At 69.6% G+C, this 14,973-nt stretch carries 21 protein-coding genes; 18 read left to right on the top strand and 3 right to left on the bottom strand.

What is annotated here, in order from left to right; all coding sequences use genetic code 11:
• Positions 1–73: 73 nt before the first annotated feature.
• Together ACTVZO_RS07635 and ACTVZO_RS07630 are read right to left on the bottom strand one after the other, a co-directional pair.
• On the bottom strand, positions 74–550 hold the full coding sequence (locus tag ACTVZO_RS07635) for a hypothetical protein (RefSeq protein WP_443297657.1): 477 nt from the start codon (positions 548–550) through the stop codon (positions 74–76).
• Positions 532–1,737 (bottom strand): thiol-activated cytolysin family protein, encoded by a 1,206-nt coding sequence (locus ACTVZO_RS07630; protein ID WP_443297656.1) that lies wholly within the window; start codon positions 1,735–1,737, stop codon positions 532–534. The genes ACTVZO_RS07635 and ACTVZO_RS07630 overlap by 19 nt, the downstream gene beginning before the upstream one ends.
• A 437-nt stretch (positions 1,738–2,174) precedes the next feature.
• Between ACTVZO_RS07630 and ACTVZO_RS07625 the strand changes: the two genes are divergently transcribed.
• From ACTVZO_RS07625 to ACTVZO_RS07555, 15 genes are all read left to right on the top strand, one after another.
• Positions 2,175–2,375, top strand: a complete 201-nt coding sequence (locus ACTVZO_RS07625) for a hypothetical protein (protein WP_443297655.1) — start codon at positions 2,175–2,177, stop codon at positions 2,373–2,375.
• 147 nt (positions 2,376–2,522) lie between these two features.
• Positions 2,523–2,975 carry a hypothetical protein gene (locus tag ACTVZO_RS07620; protein WP_443297654.1) on the top strand — a complete coding sequence of 151 codons (453 nt, stop codon included), beginning with the start codon at positions 2,523–2,525 and terminating at the stop codon, positions 2,973–2,975.
• Positions 2,972–3,424, top strand: coding sequence for a hypothetical protein (locus tag ACTVZO_RS07615; RefSeq protein WP_443297653.1), 453 nt, complete (start codon positions 2,972–2,974; stop codon positions 3,422–3,424). The genes ACTVZO_RS07620 and ACTVZO_RS07615 overlap by 4 nt, the downstream gene beginning before the upstream one ends.
• Positions 3,425–3,844: a hypothetical protein gene (locus ACTVZO_RS07610; protein ID WP_443297652.1), complete on the top strand. Its 420-nt coding sequence runs from the start codon at positions 3,425–3,427 to the stop codon at positions 3,842–3,844.
• Between the two features lie 47 nt (positions 3,845–3,891).
• Positions 3,892–4,740: a winged helix-turn-helix transcriptional regulator gene (locus ACTVZO_RS07605; RefSeq protein ID WP_443297651.1), complete on the top strand. Its 849-nt coding sequence runs from the start codon at positions 3,892–3,894 to the stop codon at positions 4,738–4,740.
• Positions 4,737–5,255 carry a hypothetical protein gene (locus tag ACTVZO_RS07600; protein WP_443297650.1) on the top strand — a complete coding sequence of 173 codons (519 nt, stop codon included), beginning with the start codon at positions 4,737–4,739 and terminating at the stop codon, positions 5,253–5,255. The genes ACTVZO_RS07605 and ACTVZO_RS07600 overlap by 4 nt, the downstream gene beginning before the upstream one ends.
• The gene (locus tag ACTVZO_RS07595) at positions 5,252–5,716 is read left to right on the top strand and encodes a hypothetical protein (RefSeq protein ID WP_443297649.1); all 465 of its coding nucleotides are present in this window, start codon (positions 5,252–5,254) and stop codon (positions 5,714–5,716) included. The genes ACTVZO_RS07600 and ACTVZO_RS07595 overlap by 4 nt, the downstream gene beginning before the upstream one ends.
• A 53-nt stretch (positions 5,717–5,769) precedes the next feature.
• Positions 5,770–7,035 (top strand): MFS transporter, encoded by a 1,266-nt coding sequence (locus ACTVZO_RS07590; RefSeq protein ID WP_443297648.1) that lies wholly within the window; start codon positions 5,770–5,772, stop codon positions 7,033–7,035.
• 35 nt (positions 7,036–7,070) lie between these two features.
• Complete coding sequence (locus tag ACTVZO_RS07585; protein WP_443297647.1) at positions 7,071–7,478, top strand: hypothetical protein; 408 nt, start codon at positions 7,071–7,073, stop codon at positions 7,476–7,478.
• A 57-nt stretch (positions 7,479–7,535) separates the two neighbouring features.
• Positions 7,536–8,795 carry an ATP-grasp domain-containing protein gene (locus tag ACTVZO_RS07580; protein ID WP_443297646.1) on the top strand — a complete coding sequence of 420 codons (1,260 nt, stop codon included), beginning with the start codon at positions 7,536–7,538 and terminating at the stop codon, positions 8,793–8,795.
• A gap of 32 nt (positions 8,796–8,827) precedes the next feature.
• The gene (locus ACTVZO_RS07575) at positions 8,828–9,667 is read left to right on the top strand and encodes a DUF317 domain-containing protein (protein ID WP_443297645.1); all 840 of its coding nucleotides are present in this window, start codon (positions 8,828–8,830) and stop codon (positions 9,665–9,667) included.
• Positions 9,668–9,700: 33 nt separating this feature from the next.
• Positions 9,701–10,153: a hypothetical protein gene (locus ACTVZO_RS07570; RefSeq protein ID WP_443297644.1), complete on the top strand. Its 453-nt coding sequence runs from the start codon at positions 9,701–9,703 to the stop codon at positions 10,151–10,153.
• A gap of 62 nt (positions 10,154–10,215) precedes the next feature.
• A complete protein-coding gene (locus tag ACTVZO_RS07565) occupies positions 10,216–11,208 on the top strand; it encodes an MSCRAMM family protein (RefSeq protein WP_443297643.1) in 993 nt (330 codons plus the stop codon).
• 232 nt (positions 11,209–11,440) lie between these two features.
• Positions 11,441–12,088, top strand: a complete 648-nt coding sequence (locus ACTVZO_RS07560; protein WP_443297642.1) for a restriction endonuclease — start codon at positions 11,441–11,443, stop codon at positions 12,086–12,088.
• 101 nt (positions 12,089–12,189) lie between these two features.
• Entirely contained in the window at positions 12,190–12,510 is a 321-nt protein-coding gene (locus ACTVZO_RS07555) for a DUF6087 family protein (RefSeq protein WP_443297641.1), read from the top strand.
• Positions 12,511–12,659: 149 nt separating this feature from the next.
• Here the strand turns inward: ACTVZO_RS07555 and ACTVZO_RS07550 are convergent, their stop codons facing one another.
• Positions 12,660–13,130 carry a hypothetical protein gene (locus ACTVZO_RS07550; protein ID WP_443297640.1) on the bottom strand — a complete coding sequence of 157 codons (471 nt, stop codon included), beginning with the start codon at positions 13,128–13,130 and terminating at the stop codon, positions 12,660–12,662.
• Positions 13,131–13,428: 298 nt separating this feature from the next.
• Between ACTVZO_RS07550 and ACTVZO_RS07545 the strand changes: the two genes are divergently transcribed.
• Genes ACTVZO_RS07545 through ACTVZO_RS07535 form a run of 3 tightly spaced genes read left to right on the top strand, consistent with a single transcriptional unit; the run spans position 13,429 to position 14,909 of the window.
• Positions 13,429–13,791, top strand: a complete 363-nt coding sequence (locus tag ACTVZO_RS07545) for a DUF317 domain-containing protein (protein ID WP_443297639.1) — start codon at positions 13,429–13,431, stop codon at positions 13,789–13,791.
• 53 nt (positions 13,792–13,844) lie between these two features.
• On the top strand, positions 13,845–14,138 hold the full coding sequence (locus ACTVZO_RS07540) for a hypothetical protein (protein ID WP_443297638.1): 294 nt from the start codon (positions 13,845–13,847) through the stop codon (positions 14,136–14,138).
• A 24-nt stretch (positions 14,139–14,162) separates the two neighbouring features.
• A complete protein-coding gene (locus tag ACTVZO_RS07535) occupies positions 14,163–14,909 on the top strand; it encodes a DUF317 domain-containing protein (RefSeq protein ID WP_443297637.1) in 747 nt (248 codons plus the stop codon).
• The last annotated feature ends 64 nt before the right edge of the window (positions 14,910–14,973 follow it).

Here is a 14,973-nt window from a genome sequence, read left to right as displayed (position 1 = left end):
CGCGGTCCGTAGCTGCTGCACGCCCCGCTCGGGTGGTGTCCTGCGGGGCGTGCGTCCGATTGCGGGCGGGCTGCTATCCCTTCGTGGCTGTGTAGTTCACATAGGGGGAGCCGCTCGTTGGGTACCGGCCGGCGGCCGTGTTCTGGCCATTGGTGAACCAACCCAGGTCCTTGGGGCTGAGCTTCCAGTCGACGAGGGCGTCTGCGAACACGACACGGATCTTTGTGATTTTGAAGGGATCCCCGGAGCCGTCACCCGCGAAATCACGGCTCTTCGAGGCAGGCTTTTCGGGAGTGGACTCAAGGTATTCCCCGTCCATGGTGAACTTGAACTGCTTGACGGACCCTCCGCCGAGGAAGAGCTCGCTCACCTGGAGTGTGACCAGGTCCTCTCCCCAGACGACGGCGTCGTAGGAGGTGGTCTCGCTCATCTTGGCGGGGATACCGTCGAGGGTCTGGAGGGTGTAGCCGATCATCCCGTAACTCTTGAACTTCTGCGTCTTGGAGAAGTAGTCCTTGAGCGTGCCGTCGGTCAGGAGCCCCTTGACCATGTCGGGAGTGACCGATAGCCCGACGATGCGACCTCGGACTGGTTGATGACCTCCTTGTAGCGGGCCTTGGCCGAGGCGGAGACGTTCGCGAATCCGCTGTAGCTCGCCTTGAGCGTGGCGTTGATCTCGGCCTCGGACGTCTTGGCCGTGAAGGTGAACGTCAGGATGCGGCCGTAACTGACGCTATTGACCAGCAGCGGCGGATTGTCATGCCCCATCGCTCCGTTGGTAATCAGCTGGGTGAGCTTCTCCTCGGTGAAGCTGTCCTTGAACAGCGCGGCGGGCGTAGAGGTGTCACAGAAGGCGGTGAAGGCGCGTTCCCGCAAATACACCAGAACCGTGTTCTGCGTTTCCTTCCGCTTCGCCTCCACGTCCAGCGAGGCAGAGAACCCGCCGTACGTGGCTGAGATGCCCAGCTCCAGAGCGGCCTCCGCACTCGAGTACGCCTCGACGCGGCGATAGACGATGTCGGAGGAGCCGGGGGTGTCCTCGCCCACTACCTTCCCGATGGCGGCCGTCACATTACTCGCCGACGGCGGCGAGGCCGTCTCCTTCTTCCCGGTCAGCCGGTCTACCGTCACCCCCAGGTCAGCACGGTCACTGTCCTCGATCTGCGCCGAAATGAGGTAGCCGTTGCGCATGGCCGGCCGGGCCTGGACGATCGCCCCGGGAAAGCAGAGGTTTACGTTCGGGTTGAACGTGACCACCTCATTGGGGTTCTTCGTCAGGGTGTAGGACTGCTTGGTCCGCTTAACGCCCTTGACGCGGCTGACGTCCGGATCGCCGACCTTCGACTTGGCGTTCTTCTTGTGCGGCGCAAGCTGCGACCACTGCTGCCACTCCCTGAGCCGCTTACTGATATCCGCCTTGCCGCTTCGCTCACCAACACCCACTGCGGAGACCCGCAGGGGCACGATCGCGCCGTCCGAGTAAGCGGCGACGGCGTAGTGCCCGGCGCCCAGCTCTGCCGCTGCGGTGAACGCCAGCTCCTCGGCACTTGCACCCTTCGCCACCGCGGCCATCTCCCCGTCCTCCTCAGACCCGTCCGGCACCTGGTAGAGCTCGTACCGGGTGGCGCCTGGCACCTCCCACTCCACCCCCCAGCGCCCCGCGCCCCGATCCACCGCCCACGCCGGCGCGAAGCGTGCCTGACCCTGCTCCTCGTCCGTGCCACGCGTTGTCGTCATCTGATTCTCCTTTTTGACGCCGGAATCACCTGAGCACAGCTCGTCAGGCCGCTACGGCACGACTCTGACAACGACGCAGGACCTGGCCCCGGCCGCAGCGACACACGCCACCGATGCCGTTCAAGGCGGCGAACCAACGAGTGCACGCCAACCCTTTCCAAGATCGGCCCGAAGGTGGAGGCTGCACCGCTCCCATCACCCCATTCGGGGAAAGGTGCAACGGTTCTCCCGCTCACTTGCCGGAGCGCGCACCGGAGACCCACAGGGGCGCACACCGCTCTCACGCGCCTCCTCCCACGTGCCCCCTGGGCTAAGGAGAGGCGCCACTTGCGGACCCAAGGGGCCGAATCCAGCCGCAGAGATACACAGGCGCCCGGGCGCAGGCGGATGACTCGTGTACGACACCTGTCGCATCAACGGCGCAGTGAGGCCCGGCTGTGACCTGGGCCGACGCCCACCCACTCCGCCTGGCCGCCGGTTCAACCCAACAGAACGGCACCTTCGAGACCTTCGAGGCCGCCGTCGGGTGGATGGACGACCGCTCCACCCCCCTGCCGCCGGCGGTGCCGTCCACCCGGACCACCAGCCCCGCCGCCCCGCCGGTCGCTCCGCCACAGGCTCGCGGCCGGACCCGCTGAGACCGGGGCGCCGGAACATAGCAGCACATCCCCGGTCAGCCAAACCGGGGATTCTCCGGACCCTAGTAACTGGCCCCACCGCACAACTTGGGCCCCCTCCGTCCATTTCGCCTTGTCGCCCCATGCCCTCATGGAGAGGAGTTCGCCATGCCCGAAGAACTCGACGATCTGCTGGCCGCCTACACCCAGCAGATCGAAGCCCGCTTCCAGATGCCTCTTCGCCGGCTGCGCGATGCCGTAACGGCCGCCCCCGAGGCGAATCCCGATGTGACAACGGTGGTCCGCTGGTACGGGCACCTCGAAGAAGCCCAAGGGCTGCTGTCGCGGGCCGAGGACGACCTCGTCCTTGCCCTCGACCGCGCACCCGTGGGCGAGCTCGAAGACCCGGTGATGGCGCTCGCCGACCGCGTGAACACCCTGGTCGCCGTACGGGACGGCCGGGCAATGGTCGTGGCCCATCTCCTGGACGACAACGCCCCGAGGAGAGGTACGCCGGGAGCTTGGCGCGGGGGCGTCCGCACGGGGCCTGCGATCGAGACCACGCCCGTCGCCCGGCCAGCGGCAGTGCCCGCCGGCCCGGTCAGGGGAGGCATGCGATGAGTACCTCGACGAAGCCGACCAGCAAGGACGCGCACCTCGAAGAGGTCTTCGGTGCCCCCTTGGCCCGGCTCTACGCCGCTGCGACAGCCGGGACCGCCACGGCGGCCGAGCAGCGCGCGCTGGAGCTGCGGTCGTTCCTGGCTCTGGCCGAGGAACAGGTCGCCCGCGTCCGTGACCGCGTCCACCGATACACCGCCCCTGACACGGACATGGGCGCGCTGTCCGCCTCCGAGCTGCGCTTCGACTCCCAGTGGATGGATGCCGCCCTGTCTGCCCGCACCCAGTACGTCACCGCCCTGGACCAACTCCTTCGGAGCATGCCCCCGCCGGGTTCGCCCCGGCCGGAGAGCCGGGTGCGGTTCAACCAAAACAAGATCACCACCCGTGCCGCATTCAGAGTGCCGCCCCTCGCGGCGGACCCCGCGGCCCAGGGCGCGAGAGGCCACTGATTGCCCCACGACACCTCCCGGCTGATCGCCGAGCACATCGAATCCCTCTACGGCCGACCGCGTGCCGAACTTGAAGCCCACGCCGACTCCACCAGCCACCCGAACATGCTGTCCGCGCTCTTGGCAGCCCACGCCGCTGTCGAATTCGCGGAGCGCGACCTCGACTTCCAGCTCCAGCGCTTGCGGCAGCTGACTCACCCTGAGCGCGAGGTCAGCCGCTACACCGCCGGCCACCTCCACGATTGCGCCCGCCGTATCGGTGAAGCCGTCGCCGTCCGCGACACCCAGGCCCAGCACGTCACCGCAGTGCTGCAGAGCCTGCACCGCGCCCCCGCAGTGGAGACCACGCCCGCCGCCACGGTCGCGCCGCCAGTCCCTGCCGCTCCCGCGACAGCAGCCACGCCCGCCCGCACCCGCTGACCCCCGACACCACGTTCCAGGAGCACCCCCTTTTGGCTACCACCGGCTTGCCCGAATCCATATCGTCCGACCTGTCCCGCGTCACCGAAAGCCTGCAGATGCTGGCCCCGCGGTGGAACGTCTGGGTGCTGATGACCCTGTCCGAGAAGCCACTGCGCTACCGGGAGATCAAGAGCGCACTGCCCTGGCTCCCCGACGGCCAGCTCCACCCCAGGGTCGGCAAGCTCGTCGATTCCGGCCTCGTCGAACGGACCGAGTTCGAGTCCCACGACGTGCTGTACGGCCTGTCTGTCCGAGGTCGCGAGCTGCTGCCGGTCCTGGGCGTGATCGCTGCTTGGGGCGGCAAGCACCTGGAGAAGGAGATGGTGCTGGATCCGGCGACCGGCAACCGGGTACCCAAGGAGGTGCCCCGCGCACAGGACATCGAGGACACGATTGCGCTGATCGCACCTCGGCAGGCCACCCCGATCCTCTGGGCGCTGCGCATCCGAGGGGCATCCAGCGCCAAGGCCCTGGCCGCCACCGCCATGCCCGAGCGGCACCTGACCAATGTCTACCAGCCGCTGAACCGCCTGGCCGAGGACTTCCTCGTCACCAAGGACCGTCAAGGACGCGCCGAACTGACTGCCGCCGGGCGGGACCTGGCTCCCGTCTACCAGGCACTGTCCGCCTGGGCCGCCGGCAGCACCCTGACCGAGGCCGTGAACCACCCGGTGTGGGCGCCGAAACCCGCGCAGCCGCTGGACCGCCCCGCTATGTGGGCCACCACCCAGCCGCGTATCCCGGCGGTGCCGACGACCCCGGCCCATGCGACATGGAACCCGGGCGACCTCTTCTCCCACACCGCTCCCGTCCGCTCCGCCAGCGCGGGGGCGACCGGAGGCCGCACCCGATGAACACCCGCACCCACGCGGGCGCCCTGGCACCGGCCACGGCAGCCCTGTCGCACCCCGGCCTCATCCGGATCATCAGCGAGATCGACGACAACGGGCCACTCCAACGGCACCTCCTGAGTCGGACCCTCACGGGTCTCACCCGGTGGCAGCTGCGCCAAGCCTCCGCGGTCGGGCGCGCACTGGGCCTGCTGGAAGCCTCCACCGATGACGGGAACCCGAGCCTGGTACTTACGCCGGCAGGCGAGGAGCTGGCCGAGGTCTACGACACGGCGGCCCGCTGGGCCCGAACCCACCATCACCCCAGCGACGTGAGTGACTTCGTCACGCGGGTCCAGGCCACCCTTACCCTCGTCGGCTCCGGCACGCCCGGCACCACCAGCCACGCACCCGGGACGGACTACGGATCCCTGCACGGGCCCCGTACCGCGCTCGCGTCGTGGGTCCGCGACCACGGGTCGACCCTGGCCGCCCAGCTGACCGGCGCATCCCAGGACGAGATGGAGCTCGCCGCGTGAGCCCCCCACCGTACGAGGGTGCTGTGGCCGCGCTGGGGACCAGCGAGGTGGCACGCGCGGTCGGCATGGACCCCAACGTCTGGGCCTTCACCGCCATGCAGGGCGCACCCGGCCACATGCAAGAGACCGTGGCGGCCGTGATGAACACGGCACTGAACGTTGATGACGTGCAGCGCCAGCTCCTAGGCGAAGCGGCTCGTGCCATCCAGGAACTGTCCAAGACACTGACCGGCAAGGACACCGTCGGCCACCGCTGGACCGAGGGCCTCCTCGGTAACCGCGGCACCCGCATCGAACACCTGGCGATCAAGCGCGGCTACCTCCTCCGCCAGCTCGACACGCACCTGGCCATCTACCGCCAAGCCGCAGCAGAGCCGGGCTCCCCGGCCACCCCGTCGAAGGCCCCGGGCCCGACGCATCCGGCGGACATCTCGCCGAAGGCGCGCACCCCGCGCCGCTGACCCTCTTCTGATCTGCTCGCCCGCGGCGGGCGCCTTCTTGCGTGAAAGCGACGATGACCGATCTTGTGATCGCCGGCCCACGGCACGCCCTCCTCCCGCAGCTGTCCCTGCTGCGCCGCATCTACCTCCCCCGTACCGCCGACGCCGGCGCCTTCGCGATGACCACGTACGGCATCCCGCTCATCGTGCTCGCCACCACCCGCTCCGCCACCCTTACCGGGCTGGCGTTCGCGCTGGAGTGGATCCCCCGCCTCGCGGCGTTCAGCCTGGCAGGGACGATGGTCGACCGGCACGGAACCAAGAGGGTCTTCCGCATCGCCTCCGTGCTGCGCGCCCTGGTGGTCCTGGCCGCGGCCGTCATCCTGCCCACCCAGGCAGGTGGCCTTGGGGCGACGATCACGGTGATGGCGCTCGCCGCCATCACCGGTGTGGCCACCGAGTTCTCCTACATCGCGGCCGAGACGGCAGGGGCCACGGCCAGCAAGGACGCGGGGGAGCGGGCCCACCGGGTGCAGTCGGCTCTCCTGGGCATCGACCAGACCGCCACCCTTGCCGGCCCCGCAGCCGCCGGATTCCTCCTGCACTGGGCCGGAGTCACCGGCACCCTGATCACCATTGCCGCCTGCTCCCTCCTGGGCGCCGCCCTCGCCCCCTGGCACCGCGAGCCCCGGATGGTCCCGCCCGCCGCGTCCGCGCTCACCGGACTGCGCACCGGATGGAAGACCCTCGCCTCCCTTCCCGCCCTCGCGTGGCTGATCGCCGGACTCACCGTCTCCAACATCGCCACCGGCATGCTCCAGGCCGCCGCCCCGATCATCGTCGTGCAACACCTGGGCTACACCAGCGCCGCCGTCGGCATGATCTGGTCGGCCGCCGCCGCAGCCTCCCTCGTCACGGTCGCCTGCTGCCGCTACGCCATCGACCGCATCGGCCTGTGGCCCGCCGGAGCCGCCAGCGCGGCGGTCGCCGCACTGGCCGGCCTCGCCGTCTCCCAGGCCGGCACCTACACCCACTTCCTCGTCCTGACCGCCGTACTGATGGCCGGCGAAGGCGGCATGACCGTCGTCCTGCGCACCCTGCGCTCCCACCTCATCCCCGAGAACGTCTTCGGCGCCACCCTCAGCATCACCATCCTGATCATGCTCCTGCCGTTCCCGCTCGCCGGAGTCCTCGTCGCCCTCACCCCCGCGCCGGCACTCGGACACGTCCTGACCGGCTGCGCCGCCCTCCAGGCCATCGGCCTCCTCGCCGCCTTCTGGCGCCTGCGCCGCGAACCCGCTATGCGCCACCGCCGCTCTCCCGCACGCGAGCGGCCCTGACCTCCCCAGCCCCGCTCACCCGACCTGGGAGACCCATGCCCCCGAGCTCTTCGGCTATCTCCTCGCTCCACGCGGATCAAGCAGCCGCAGCGGGCAGCCTCGTACGCCTGCTCACCGACCGCTTCGACACCCTGCCCGCCGCCGCGACCACCGCCCTGGCCCAGACCCTGCTGGCCCAGGACGGCCTCGTCGCCGACGTCCACCACCTGCTCCGCGCCGTTTCCCACTGGGCGGGCACCACCGGCCCCACCCTCTACGAGGGGCCGCTCCCCTTCGAAGTCCAGGACGCACTGGGCCAGGCAGCAGACCAGCTGGAACCGCTCGCGCTCCTGGCCAAGGAGACGGCCTTCCCCCAGACCCTGCCCCGCAGGCAACCACCCGCCGCGGTAACACCCGCGGCCCGCACTGCAGCCTCCGCCCAGAGCCCCGGCATGCGCCGCTGAACTTCCCCGCCCCGATAGCTCCTCGCTCCCCGTCTGTTTCGAAAGGCCCCCTGACCCTTGACCCCGTCCGAGAACCTCCGTACTGCCCCGGCCCGCCCCGTTGTCCTGGTCGTCGCGCCCAACGATTCGCTGTACCGCGGCTACTGCCTCGAGTCCGTCGCCGCCGCCTACGACACCGTGGTCATCACCCCGGCCGCCCTCACCTGGGAGAAGTCCCTCGTCGTCGACCACGAGGTCGCCGACCCGTACGACATCGATGCGCTGCTGGCAGCGGGGGAGGCGCTGGCCGCACGACAGCCCATCTCCGGCGTGCTCACCTGGAACGAGATGCTCCTGGTCAACACCGCGGCCCTCGCCCAGCACCTGCAGGTGGCCACCGACGGCCCGGACGTCCTCCACGGATGCCGCGACAAGTCCCTCAGCCGCGAGCTCTTCGATCTCCACCGGGTTCCGTCCGCCCGGTCGATGAAGTCCGCCAACCTTCTGGAGGCAGCCCTCGCTGCCGAGTTCATCGGCTACCCCGTCGTCGTCAAACCGTCCGGGCAGGCCGGCAGCGTCGGCGTCATCCGCGTCGACCGCGCCGAAGAACTCCCCGCCGGCTTCGAGTTCGCGACCGAAGGAGCGGGCCTGTGGGGCAGCGAGTCCACCGACGTCCTGGTCGAGGAGTACCTCGACGGCGAAGAGATATCCGTTGAATGCGTCACCCACCACGGAGTCACCACCCCGGTCGCTGTCACCCGCAAGCAGCTCGCCTTCGCTCCGTACTTCGAAGAAGTCGGCCACACGGTGGACGGGGCCGACCCCCTGCTCCGCCGCGTCGGACCCGTCGCCCAGGCAGCCATCGCCGCCCTCGGGATTACCACAGGCATCCAGCACGTGGAGATGCGCCTCACGGCCACGGGCCCGCGGATCATCGAAGTGAACGGCCGGATCGGCGGCGACCTGATCGGCAAGCTCGTCCTGCTCGCCACCGGCATAGACCTGCCGCGCGCCGCCGCCGACCTCGCCCTCGGCCTGCAGCCCGACCTCACTCCCACCCGGCAGCAGGCCGCGGCCATCGCCCTCCTCTACCCCGAGGTCTCCGGCACCATCGTCGAGCTCGGCATCGACCCGGAGTTCGCGAAGGCCACCGACTGGCTGGAGCAGACCAGCTGGATCCTCTCCCCGGGCGAACAGGTCACCCTGCCGCCGGAGGGCGACGTCGATGTCGCCCGCGTCGGCCTCCTCGTCGTCACCGCCCCCGACGCCGACCAGGCCGAAGCGCGGATCCAGGCCGCCCGCGACCACATCACGATCACCGTCACGCCGACCGCCTAGCCGCCACCCACCCCTGCCCCCTGGACTGCTCTTTGACCGACACCGCACCTGACCCGATCGAGGGCGACGTCTACGTCACCCCCCGCTACCTGGCTGGCAGCGCCTGGATCGGAGACCCAGCCCTCCAGCCCCTGTTCGAACTCGGCTGGGACCGCCACCACGACGACGTCGGCAACCTGTACGTCGCCTCCCCGGACCGCAAGGTCCGACTCGGCTTCCTCCCCGAAGGAGACGATGACGGCCTGTGGCGCATCACGGCCTACCGCGACCCCTTCGCGGCTCCCGCCTGGGGCGTGTGCTTCAACGACATGACTCCCACGGAGCTGGTCACGGCCTTCACCACCGCCCTCGCCGCCGCGTACACCCAGGGCGCGGACGCCTACCTCGACAAGGAGCCGCGCGACCGGTTCGACGCCGTTGCCCCGCTCCTGAAGGGAGGTTGGGAACTTCAGCACCCCCGCTGGGGCGTCCTGGAACTCCAGAGCGCCGACGGCCTGGCTGGCCTGGAATACGTCACCGGCCGGCTCGACGAGACCAAGGAGCTGACCACCCTGGAGGCACGCTGGTACATGTGGGGCGGCCCGAAGGGACCCCGCTGGTACGCCACCGCCTCCACCGGCACCCCGGTCCACCTGGTCACCGCGATCACCACGGCTCTGGCCGACCCGGCACCCGTTCCTCGCTGGCAGGAAGGGATCCTCTCCTCCCTGCTCCCGCACATCCAGATCACTCCGATCGTCCCGCCCCCGCCACCGGCACCCACTCCGCTCGATGTGCACCGCCGTACGGCAGCCCGACCGCGGCCGGTGCTCACCACGACCAGCGTGCCGCGCTGGAGCACCAGCACCACTCCAGCTCCCGCCCGCCGCTGACTGGCCCTGGAGGTTCACCTGTCCCTACACGCAGTGGAGTTCTTCGCCGAACTCCAGCCACCCTTCCCCGTCGGCGCCGTCGTCGGGAACACCTACTACGGCAGCCCCGTAGCCGATTCCCCGGTACGGATCCGTATCGACTTCCAGAGCACGATCCGCCACCGGGAATACGACGGCCTGCGCTTGGCGGTGGTCCATCCCGACCGGGGAACCCTGGACACGACCTACCTCTGCTTCGCCGACCACCAGACCTTCGCCAGGCGTGACGCGGCAACGGGCATCGGCCCCGGACGGGACGGCTACGCCCGCATCCGCGACTGGCACGAGAACGGGCCCCCGCCCTGGAAGGGCGCCGACCTGACCGGACTCCGCCGCGCCATCACGCAGTACACCCAGATCTGGGCTCCCGCCCCGGCACCCGATCACTCCCGCCCGAGTCTGCCCACCCTGCCTACCGCGCGCCCCGCCTCCGGCCGCTCCCGCTGACCTCCGGCTTCCGACGCCGCCTCGGCACACCGCCCTCCACGATCAAGGACCTCACTCCCCCCATGCACTCCAGCGCTGCCAACCGCTTCCCGACCGTAGTCACCGCAACCGTCGCGGCCCTCGTGGCGAGCACCCTGCTCAGCACACCGACCGCCTGGGCGGAAGCCCACGAACCGCAGCCCGGCACCGTCGAGGTCACCAAGAAGGACCCCGACGGAGCCCTCCTCGCGGGCGCCGAGTTCAACCTGCTCGACACCCTCAACGGGACCAAGGCCCTGACCGGCAAGACCAACGCGGACGGCGTCTTTCGCTTCGAAGGCGTCACCCCCGGCGTCTGGCGACTCAAGGAGACCGCGACCGGCAGCCCGATCCACGACCTTGCACCGGACCAGGACGTCATCGTCACCCCCGGACAGACCGTGAAGCTCGCCGTCGTAGATCCATTCAAGCCCGCCGACCTCACGGTCACCAAGACCGACAAGGCCAGCGGCAAGCCGCTCGCCGGCGCCGTCATCAACATCGCCCCCGCCTCTGGCGACGGCAAGCCCGTCACCCTGACCACCGGCAAGGACGGCACCGCCACCTCCAAGCTCCCGGTCACCGCCCGCGCCGGCACCAGCTACACCGCCACCGAGACCAAGGCCCCCGACGGCTACCAGCTGAACTCCACCCCGGTGAAGATCACCGCCAAGCCGGGCGCCCCGGTCACCGCCACCTTCACCAACACCAAGAAGGAACAGCCGACCCAGCCGCCCACCACCCCGGCACCTACCCCGACCGCCCCCACCATCCCGCCGGCCACACCGTCCACCAAGCCGACCCCGAGCACGCCGGCCACCTCCCAGCCCCCCACCAGCTCCGCGACCCCGACCCCCGAGGAGTCCATCTCCAGCCCATCCTCGCCCGCCCCCACGGGCTCCCTCGCCCAGACCGGCGCCGACGCCACCGGATGGCTGCTCGCCGGAGCCGGAGTGCTGGTCGCCGCAGGCGGCGGCGCACTGATCGCCGTACGTCGGCGCCGCGATGCGGACCAGGATGACCAGACCACCGGCTGACCAGACCACCACCCAGAACTAAGCACCAACGCCACGAGGCCCCAGGAACCGAGCACAACCGGTTCCTGGGGCCTTCGTGCGTCTACGCGGCCGGTGGCGATGCGTCGCCGGGACTCGCGCAGGCCATACGTCCTGAGATGCCTTCGATCGTGCGGCAAGTGCCCCAGGAGGCGGACGCCGCGCCCACGGATGATCTTCAGGCGGCTGCGGTCGGGCCCGTTAGAGTTCTGCGATGACGACTGCTCCAAACGGGCGAACCAAGACGAGGAAGCCCGCCGATGCCGCCTTTTGGCTGGCGTATGAGATGCAGGTGGCCGCGCTTGTCCAGGCCCTGGACGCCAATGCTTCCATCACGCACAACGAGTTGAGGATCGGCGAACTGAGCGGCGTTGCTCGCCAGGTCGACGCGCTGGCAGTGGGCTCGATCGCCGGCCAGACACTCCAAGTGGTCTTCGAAGCTAAGTGCTACGGACGTCGCGTCTCGATCGGAACGGTCGATGAATTCATCGGCAAGTTGCTTGATCTGGGCGCAGAGCGAGGCATCCTCTACGCGGCTGGCGGCTTCACCGAAGGAGCAGTGAGGCGGGCGGAACGTGCTCTGAACCCGCGGGTCGGGCTGGAGCACCTTGCCGTGCCAGTTCCTGACTGCGCGGAGCCCGAGGCGCCCCTCGGCGGGGTCGACCCCCGTTTCGACCGTCGCCCTCCGACCGTCCACGAGTACGCGCGGCTTGAGTCCCGCCGGTACGAGGACTCGCTGGACCAACCGTGCAGGGTTGAATCCCCAGCAATCAGGCGGGAAGAGCCGTACGAGCCGTCGGCACCCACCACCAGGAGTTACCGGACGTTTCTGCTCGGTCAGGCCTTCCTCTACAAGCCGTAATCACCTCGTACACGCGACCGCCCCCTCCTTCCGTTCGGGCGGAGAAGGGGGCGGCGTGTTGTCCGACTTCGGTAGGGTGCTACCCCTTACGGAGGTAGGACATGACCGACGAACCCCTTGAACGCTGGGCCGCCCGCCGGCAAGGGCGTCTGCGCAAGCCCGGCGAACTCAAGGCCATCACCCTCGGCACCGGCCCGCAGCGCGCCGCCCACGTCGACCCCGATGCCCCGCGCCTGATCTTGGAGTGGGACGGTTTCGCATGGCAGCCGCTCATGCCCGTGGAAAACTACGCAGCGGCCCGGCGCGTTCTGAACCCGCAGCCTGAAAGCACGCCCGCCGAACAGGTCGAGGCAACCGGTACCGTCACGGGACGCAACCCCCTGGCCCCGGGCACCGGACGCCACCGCAAGCCCAGTCCGTGAGGCAGGCCAGCTGACCCGAGCCCGTCCCGGTGGCGGGCTGCATCCCTGCGGACGCCGGGGCTGCGTGGAGGCCGGCTGTTCTCCAGGAGCAAGTCTGCCCTCCTGTGCCATCCCGCCTCTACCTTTTCCAGGAGTAGGGGGCCAGGGGCTCAGGTGACCGGGTACGGCCTCGGGTAGCCCATCCGCTCGTACTTCACGGCCTTCGCGTCGACCTCCTCCAGCGCGCGGACACGGCCAAAGGCCTGCAGTGCCATGACCACAGTGCAGACCGAGATCGCGTGGACCTGGTCGGGTAGCGCCAGATCCCCCACTGCGGCAGCAAGCCCCGTCTCCCGCGCTGCGACTCGGCGTACGGCCGCCGTCGTCGCGAACTCGTTCTCCATGGGGGAGAGGGATGCCACCGCGTCGATCTCGCGCACCGCCATCGACGGCTCGCCCAGCCTGTCGAAGAGCTCGTCGTGTTCGAGGACCAGCCAGGTCAGCACATGCTCCAGCCGGGTGGTGTCCAGGCCCGCGAGGCACGCCTCGACCTGGGCCCGGTTCGGGGAGAGGTAGGCGCGTGTCAGGTCGGTCGCCCGCCACATCGCGTCGACCAGCCACGGATCATCGAATTCCGCCATGGCCTCCTTCTATCGGAATTGGGGAGGCCGCGGGGGCAATCTTCCCTCTTTACCGCTATCGGTGTCACAGTGGTATGTAAGACCGTTGGGCCTGGCCGCCCTTCCCCTCCGGGGAAAGCGCTTCGGCGGCAGTGCGATAAATGTGCGACACGGTCTGGCCGCCCTCTTGTCGGGCAGCTCCGAAGTGCAGTTCGCCCGGGGCAGACAAGAAAGAATCCCAAAAGACTGGTGCAATGCCGCAACGGATGTCAACGTAGACACCTTCCCAAGAAACCCCAGGTCAGAGAGGTGTCTGCCGTTGACCGTGGACACAACGAAACCCGGATTCTCCACGACGATCGAGGCCCTTCGGCTACGCACTTGGCGACTCGGCGCCGGACAGCCCGCCATGGTGATCGACCAGTTCACCGACGAGGACTTCAAACTCGTCGTGGACGACCGGGCCGATATGCACATCAACTCCCGTGACGGCCGCTTCTATCTCGGATGGTTCCCCACTGGGCGTCCCGGCACGGATGGCGACGGCTGGGTGATCGCCGTCACGGGCACGGCCACCGTTCCCGGGTATCGCGTCACCTTCGACACCGAGACCCCCGCCCAGGTCGTAGCAGCAGTGGTGGCCGAGGTCATCGCCACCTCCGCACCCCTACGCTCGCACTGAACCTCACCCCGCGTGCGCCATGGCACGAACGCCGCACACGCGTCCTGTTGACGATGAAGGAGAACACCTTGGACCCGGAGTACACCATCGGCGAGATCATCGACCGACTCTCCGTCTTCGACCGCGATGCCATCTTCCGGCTGGCCATCAACCCGCTCTTCGCGATGGAGCACACGGCAGGCTCCATCGTCAGCACCGTGGACCCGCAGGGGCGGACCGTCGTCTACCTCGCCGAAGGCGGCGAGCAACTCGGCCCTCTGCCCAAGTCTGTAGCCGTTGACCTGACCTGGCACGAGCCGGTCGAAGCCCCGCCCCGCCGGCGCCGAAGCGCCACCGGCAACCTGTAACCCGTTCCCCCGTTCCGTACCGCCTTGGAGGCGCCCCTGAACCCCCGCTCTTCCGGCTACCCGTCCACCCCCGACCCCAGCCCGTCCTACTGGGTCACTCCCCGACACCTCGCCGGCGACGACGGTGTCCTCGCCGACCGGATCTGCGACACCCTCGCCGAGTCCGGCTGGACGAGCTGGACGACGGCCCGCAGCACCCTGCTCTTCCTGAGCCCGAACGGGCTGTGCGGCGCCGAGTGGATCCGCACCGACCACGCCTTCCTACTGGGCGGACTGCCCGTGGCCTGGCAGATCTCCGCCCGCACGCACCGAGGCAGTGCCCTGGCCGAGTGGAACGCGTACTTCACTCCCGACACCCCGCCCGAGGCCGTCGCGGACTTCCTCCTCGCCGTCGAGGCCCGGATCGATCCCGCCGTCAACTACTGCGGACCGGAGGCCGTCATGTCGGCATTGACGGCCCTGGGCTGGCCCCGGGACTTCGACCACCCGGAGACCACCGCCTGGGACGTGGGAATGTCTGCCGGCTTCACCTGGGGGGAGCTGCCGGCGGGGATCCAGGACGGGGACCCGCGCCCGGACCTCGTGGGCTGGCAGGCGTGGGCCGAGCCCGTCCTCGGGGCCCCCTACCTCTGGTGCGCGACCTTCAGCGCCAGCACCCCTCACGACCTGGTCGCGGCCTTCGCCGCTTCGATCGCCTCGCCCTCCCCGGTGCGGCGCCGCATCCTGCCGGAACTCGCCGCGGGACGTCTTACCTTCAGCATCCCCGGCTGACACTGCCGGCCTGCACCGCAACGCGCTGCCATCCGCCGTTCCCTCCAAGCCGACGGCAGGCCCC

It is taken from the genome of Streptomyces sp. IBSNAI002 (genome assembly GCF_052244475.1).
In the GTDB taxonomy this organism is placed as follows: Bacteria; Actinomycetota; Actinomycetes; order Streptomycetales; family Streptomycetaceae; genus Streptomyces.
The sequence above is the reverse complement of the archived record's forward strand: the minus strand, read 5'-3'. Positions and strand labels throughout refer to the sequence as shown.